General features: G+C 36.2%; 8 protein-coding genes. 7 read left to right on the plus strand and 1 reads right to left on the minus strand.

Going from position 1 to position 6406, the window contains the following annotated elements; all coding sequences use genetic code 11:
- Window positions 1-62: 62 nt before the first annotated feature.
- Entirely contained in the window at window positions 63-488 is a 426-nt protein-coding gene (locus tag ABF281_RS07480) for a nucleoside 2-deoxyribosyltransferase (protein ID WP_347181057.1), read from the plus strand.
- A 7-nt stretch (window positions 489-495) separates the two neighbouring features.
- Here the strand turns inward: ABF281_RS07480 and ABF281_RS07485 are convergent, their stop codons facing one another.
- Window positions 496-1743: a cytochrome P450 gene (locus tag ABF281_RS07485; RefSeq protein ID WP_347181058.1), complete on the minus strand. Its 1248-nt coding sequence runs from the start codon at window positions 1741-1743 to the stop codon at window positions 496-498.
- A gap of 193 nt (window positions 1744-1936) precedes the next feature.
- Between ABF281_RS07485 and ABF281_RS07490 the strand changes: the two genes are divergently transcribed.
- The 6 genes from ABF281_RS07490 to udp all read left to right on the plus strand — a co-directional run bounded on the left by ABF281_RS07490 (window position 1937) and on the right by udp (window position 6301).
- Entirely contained in the window at window positions 1937-2767 is an 831-nt protein-coding gene (locus ABF281_RS07490) for an ABC transporter ATP-binding protein (protein WP_347181059.1), read from the plus strand.
- Entirely contained in the window at window positions 2767-3576 is an 810-nt protein-coding gene (locus ABF281_RS07495; RefSeq protein WP_347181060.1) for an ABC transporter ATP-binding protein, read from the plus strand. The genes ABF281_RS07490 and ABF281_RS07495 overlap by 1 nt, the downstream gene beginning before the upstream one ends.
- Before the next feature lie 251 nt (window positions 3577-3827).
- Window positions 3828-4517 (plus strand): hypothetical protein, encoded by a 690-nt coding sequence (locus ABF281_RS07500; protein ID WP_347181061.1) that lies wholly within the window; start codon window positions 3828-3830, stop codon window positions 4515-4517.
- 12 nt (window positions 4518-4529) lie between these two features.
- Window positions 4530-4721, plus strand: a complete 192-nt coding sequence (locus ABF281_RS07505) for a hypothetical protein (protein WP_347181062.1) — start codon at window positions 4530-4532, stop codon at window positions 4719-4721.
- Window positions 4722-4746: 25 nt separating this feature from the next.
- Window positions 4747-5490 carry a nucleoside phosphorylase gene (locus tag ABF281_RS07510; RefSeq protein WP_347181063.1) on the plus strand — a complete coding sequence of 248 codons (744 nt, stop codon included), beginning with the start codon at window positions 4747-4749 and terminating at the stop codon, window positions 5488-5490.
- The gene (udp, locus tag ABF281_RS07515; RefSeq protein WP_347181064.1) at window positions 5480-6301 is read left to right on the plus strand and encodes a uridine phosphorylase; all 822 of its coding nucleotides are present in this window, start codon (window positions 5480-5482) and stop codon (window positions 6299-6301) included. The genes ABF281_RS07510 and udp overlap by 11 nt, the downstream gene beginning before the upstream one ends.
- The last annotated feature ends 105 nt before the right edge of the window (window positions 6302-6406 follow it).

Here is a 6406-nt window from a genome sequence, read left to right on the forward strand (position 1 = left end):
ATTGCAGAAAAATACTCTGTTTTTATCTTGTTGAATCACAAAAAATCTTTTAATTTGAGTACATGGTAAAAAATATATATATCGCAGGTCCATTGTTTAACGTTCATGAAAAAAAATACTTGGAAGAGATAGCAGCAGTTTTAGAAGGAGCTGGATACGATTGTTTTCTTCCACATAGAGATCAAACTGGAATTGATCCGGATGAACTAAAAGACAACAATATGTCACAATCAACAAAGGATATTATCTTTAAAACAGATATTGACGCATTAGACAACGCTGACTTAGTGATAGCCTTAGTGTCTGGTCAAGACATTGACTCAGGAACAGCATCAGAAATAGGCTATATGTATGCAAACAAGAAACCCATTATTGCAATAACTGCATGGGAGAGAAGATATCGAAATTTGTTTACAGAAGGAATGTTCACTAAAACCATTCAAACTATAAAAGAAGTATTACCAGCTGTGGAGCAGATGAATTCTTAAAGAGTTATTATCTAGATTTCACCAACAGATTTTTATATCCCCTAATTCCAAATGCCCCAGTTCTTTCTGGTTCCATATTTAAAACTAAATCTTTTTTAAGGAGGTGTTCAAAAGAAACTTCTAATTCCAATCTTGCTAAATGTGCCCCAATACAGAAATGAATTCCCCCTCCCCAGCTACTGTGATCTTTATAACTTCTATTGAAGTTGAGTTTTTCAGGTTCTTCAAAAACTTCTGGATCTCTATTTGCAGATCCTAATAAAATTGCAACTTTTGTACCTTTTTGAATATTGTAATTTTCAATTTCAGTATCTTGAAGAACATACCTTTGAAAAAATTGTAATGGGCTATCCCATCTAATTAGCTCTTCAACGACATCAGTCATATTAGATGCCTCCTCAAAAACCTCTGATGAAGTTTTGTTGTTTAACAATAGTCCGTTTAAGCCGTTACCAATTGTATTTACTGTAGCTTCATGGCCCGCATTCAAAAGCAGTATGATTGTACAAATGATTTGGTGGTCAGTTAATCCAATATCATTTTCAGTAACTTGTGAAAGACGAGTAATCATGTCATCTTTAGGATCATTTCTTCTTTTATCTAATAAATCTTGGGCGTAATCAAAAAATTCTTTGGCTGCATCTTCTGCATCTTCTGCATTTTCATTACTTATCTTGAAGTCGTACATCTTAACAATTTTATGTGACCAATCTAAAAATTTTGCGTGATCTTCATCAGGAACTCCTAGAAGTTCTCCAATGATGCTTATTGAATAAGGTTGGGCATAATCTTTAAGAACATCAAATTCTGTACTAGATTTCTCGTTTAATAATTCTTGAGACTTTTTTTGCATAAATGGAATCAGTTTTTGAACTGATCTTGGTAAAAAAGCTTTTGCAACCAGGCCACGTAATTCTTTATGCAACTCTCCTTCTAGATTTAAAAGTGAAAATTGTTCTGATTTCCAAAAATAATCATAAGACTCATATTTTTCAGATCTCTTATAGCCAACATAAGTCAGAGGAACATTCGAAGATTGAACTTCACTTTCGAAATTATCTATGTGGCTATGTGTAGTACCAAAACTTTTACTAGTTTGTATATGTCTAACATCTTTGTAGCGTGTTATAAACAGTAGATTATTGACCTCATCCCAAAAAATAGGCGTTTTCTCTCTATACTCCCTAAAAGTTGGATATGGGTTTTTTATGAAGTCCGGATCTTCAGTCGGGAGATGTAGTTCAGGTATGTTCATGTGATAATATTAAATACTGAAAATCGTGCACGTTTTAAAAAAACAAAAAATTTTTAAAATTAAAAGCAAGTTTCACAACAAGATGATATTATCAAAAACAAGCAGAATTCAATTGCCATTAACATAGAATTTTGCACACGATGTTTATTGGGTAACCACCGTTAAAAAACCATATATAAAAAAAGAGGTGTAGATGTCCATAATTAAAATTGAAAATCTTTCTGTGCAATATTTAGAACAAGAGGATAAAGCATTAGATGAAATTTCCCTAGAAGTTGATGAAGGTGAGTTTGTTGCAATTCTAGGTGCTCATGGAGCCGGAAAAACAACTCTATGTTTGTCAATAAATGGAATTGTTCCAAATATGATTAATGCGGATATGTTCGGAAAAATTGAAGTGGCAGGAGAGGTTCCTCCAAACATTCCAGTGAGAGAACTTGCAAGTAAAGTTGGAAGTGTATTTGATAACCCCGAATTTCAAATGAGTCAACTAACTGTTTTTGAAGAAGTCGCCTTAGGTCTGCAAAATTTGGGTGTTGACAAAGAGACGATAATTGAAAATATTACAACGTCACTAGAAATGGTTGGGCTTGCAGGATTTGAAGAAAGGTCACCCTTTGAAATTTCTGGAGGCCAGCAACAGAGATTAGCTATGGCATCAGCTCTCTCAATGAAACCTCAAATATTAGTGTTAGATGAACCCACTTCCAACCTTGACCCCATTGGAAAAGAGGAGGTTTTCACAGTCACTAGAAAGATAAACCAGGAAGAAGGCTTGACAGTAATAATTGCAGAACATGAAGTTGAAGTAATCGCAGAGTATGCGGATAAAGTTATTCTTTTGGAACACGGGAGAATCACAGAAGTAGGAAGCCCTGATGAACTATTTCCAAAAATAGTTGACATTCAAAGCAATGTGGGTGTAAGGATTCCCCAGATAACAGATTTTGCTTCAAGAACTCCTGAAAAGTTTAATGGAAATATTCCAGTCACAGTTGACCAGGCTATAGAAAGGTATCTCTAATGAGTGAAACTCAAATAACCTGTACGAAAGTAGGACACACTTATCCCAACGGTGTAGAGGCCATAAAGAATGTAGATGCGACTATTAAGCAAGGAGAAATGGTTTCAGTTGTCGGTCAAAATGGTTCTGGAAAAACCACACTTGTAAAACACTTCAATGGGTTACTAAAACCTACTGATGGTGACATTATGATAGGAGATCTTAATACTAGAGAGAACCCAGTCGGTTTATTAGCTGAAAAAGTTGGATATGTGTTTCAAAACCCCAACCATCAAATATTTGCTGCTTCAGTTCACGAAGAACTGTCATTCGGTTTAAAAAACATTGGACTTAATGAATCTGAAATCGAAAAAAAAGTTCAAGATATTGCTGATGAGTTTCTTTTAACAGAGTACTTAGAGCTAAATCCATATAGGCTTGGTTTTTCCTTGAGAAAAACAGTTGGAATGGCATCAATAATTGCTATGGAGCCAGATGTCGTCATTTTAGACGAACCTACTACTGGTCAAGATTACTCCGGAGTAAAAACCATCAAAGAGTCTATGGCTAAATTAAAAAGTGAAGGCAAAACTGTAATAGTTGTTTCTCATGATATGCCATTAGTTGCTGAAGAAACAGACAGAGTTTTAGTAATGTGTAACACTGAGTTAATATTTGATGGTCCCCCCGCAGATTTATTCATAAATAAACCCATATTAGAAAAAACTAATCTTAAACCCCCACAAATTACCTCATTTTCAGAGGCAAAAAATTTTGGAGATAATAAAAAGGCAGTTTTATCTGTCGAAGATGCTATTAAATACGTTTAAAAAACAATTTTCTAAAAAGCAAGTGAAATTGAAAGTTTTTACACTTACTTCAGCAAAGTTAGTTTTAATTTTGTAAAATTAACTTGTATGTAAAAATATTTAAACTTTCTCCTTCGAGTTTGTAAAAATTTTTCACATACCGATGTTTATTAGGTAACCACCGTAAAAAAACCTGACGGTGTTTCAAACGGTTTCACCGTATAACAAACCAATTTATATTAAAAAAATATAAAGACTAGAAGGGGGGATTTGTGAAAGACCAAGATACTTCACAAAGACTAAGTAGTGCCACCGGTGGTGGAGTTCCACTAACATACGTGATTGCGTTAGTACCAGTTGCTTCCGTATTGAATGTTATTGGAGGAACTGTTGCTAGTGCACTTAAATTACCTATATTCCTTGATATGATCGGAACAGCAGTTGTTGCTATGACGATTGGACCATGGTGGGGAGCTCTTGTTGGTGTTATAACTAACGTAACAAGCGGTTTCATTACTGGACCAGTATCAATTCCATTTGCAGCATGCAACGTAGTTGGTGCTTTGATTTGGGGATATGGAACTAAATGGGGTTGGGCAAACGATAAACTAAAATTCTTTGGACTATCAGTTGCCTCAGCCGTAGGCGTTTCGTTAATGGCAGCGCCAATAGTTATATTCGTATTTGGAGGCGCAACAGGTCATGCATCTGATGTTCTTACTGCAGGTTTACTTGCAGCAGGAGGAGATATGTGGACTGCAGTGTTCTCAAGTAACATAATTGTTTCTTCAGCTGACAAAATTCTTTCGTCATTTTTGGCGTTAGCAATTATTGGAGCATTACCTACCAATTTGCAGGTAACTGGCCCAATCATGAAAGCTGAAAATATGGGTAAAGCAGTATTAATAACAGCAGGTACAGTTGTAGGAGTTATTCTTACAGTTGTATCTATGAACCTGTAGGGGGTGGATGATATGAGAGAAGTAACATCAAGAGACGGTCTTGGTGCTGGTATTGTTGGCCTTGGGATAATGTATATGGTTTATCCATATGCAGCGTCAGAAATGGCTCCAGATGCATCGTTTGGAACGCTAGCAGGATTATGTCTAGTAGCTGGATTTCTAACTATATTGTGTGGAATTGCAGTTATAAGAATGAAAGACTAACAAAAACTAAAAAAGGTAGTTTATTATGTTCAGCAATAAAGTTGAGCAGGTTAAACACTTACCCTTAAAGATCGGAGAGGTTGCCCGGTATGTAATAGTACCGGGCGATCCAAATAGGGTCGAAATAATAGCTTCAGTTTTTGATAACTATCAGTTACAAGGAAGCAACAGGGAGTTTAACGCTGCAAGAGGAACCTACAAGGGTGTAGAAGTTTCAGTCGTTTCTACTGGAATAGGGTGTCCTTCAACAGCAATCGCAGTCGAAGAATTAGCTCATATAGGTGCTGAAGTTTTTATTAGAATTGGGACTTCAGGAGCAGTAGAAAATTCAGTACACAAAGGCGATATTTTTATTGCTACAGGAGCAGTCAGGGATGATGGTACGTCAAAACAATATATTCCAATAGAGTTCCCTGCAGTTGCTGATTACAAAGTCGTCACAAATCTAATTAAAGCATCTAAAGAATTGGACCTAAATGCAAAAGTTGGCATTTGCCAGTCTAAAGACTCTTTTTTTGGAGAGGTTGAGCCCGAAAGAATGCCAATTGCCACTGTACTTGATTCAAAATGGAAAGCCTGGCAAGGAGGTGGAGTTGGTGCATCTGAGATGGAAGCTGCTACATTATTTACCCTTACTCAAATTAAGAAATTAAAAGCCGGTGCAGTTTTAGCCGTAGAGGTTTCAGATGAAGAAACTGTTAAAAAAATGACAAAAATGGTCTTAGAATGTATACACAGTATGGAAACGGAGAGATTAAATGAAAAATGATGGTGTAGCGGATGCAATTGGTGGATTATTAGACACCTATAATGATGAAAAAGAGGCAATGCAATACCATGTCCAACTTAAAGCTGGAGATGTATCAGATTTTGTAATTTTACCAGGCGATCCTGGAAGAGTTGAGTTCATTGCTGAACATTTTGACTCAGCAACATTAGTTGCAGATAACAGAGAATATAAAACAATGACAGGTAAATACAAGGGAAGATCCGTATCGGTAACATCTACCGGAATAGGTTGTCCGTCGACAGCAATTGCAGTTGAAGAGCTTGCAAATGTAGGTGCCCGTACTTTTGTAAGGATGGGAACATCTGGAGCAATGCAAGACTTTACTAGGGTAGGAGATAAAGTAATAGCTACAGGAGCAGTCAGATATGAAGGTACTTCAGTACAGTATATGCCGATAGAATTTCCTGCAGTAGCTTCTCATGACATGGTTGCTGCTTTAGTCAACTCAGCTAGCAATGCTAAATTAAACTATCATACTGGAATAGTCCAATCAAAAGATTCATTTTACGGACAGCATAATCCAGAGGATATGCCTATAGCTTCAGAATTGTTACAAAAGTGGGAGGCTTGGGTAAAAGGGGGGGTCCTTTGTTCTGAAATGGAAGCAGCCACTTTATTTGTAGTTGGCTCTTATCGAAAACTTCGTACAGGAGCTGTTCTACTAGTTGCTGGAGATCAAGCTAGAGGTGAGTCTTTGACAAAAGAGGAATACCAACAAAATATGACAGAGTCTATAAACATGATATTAGAAGCAAGCTTAGATATTGAGGAGGAAAGTATTAATGGCTAGAGTACCTGTAGGAGCTTATGTTCCAGGAAATTCATTTTTTCATAAAGCACACCCATTTGTTAAATTTTATTGGGTCCTTTCTTTTGTATTTTTTTGCTTCTTTAA

This window comes from Wenyingzhuangia sp. (assembly GCF_039768515.1).
Lineage (GTDB): Bacteria > Bacteroidota > Bacteroidia > Flavobacteriales > Flavobacteriaceae > Wenyingzhuangia.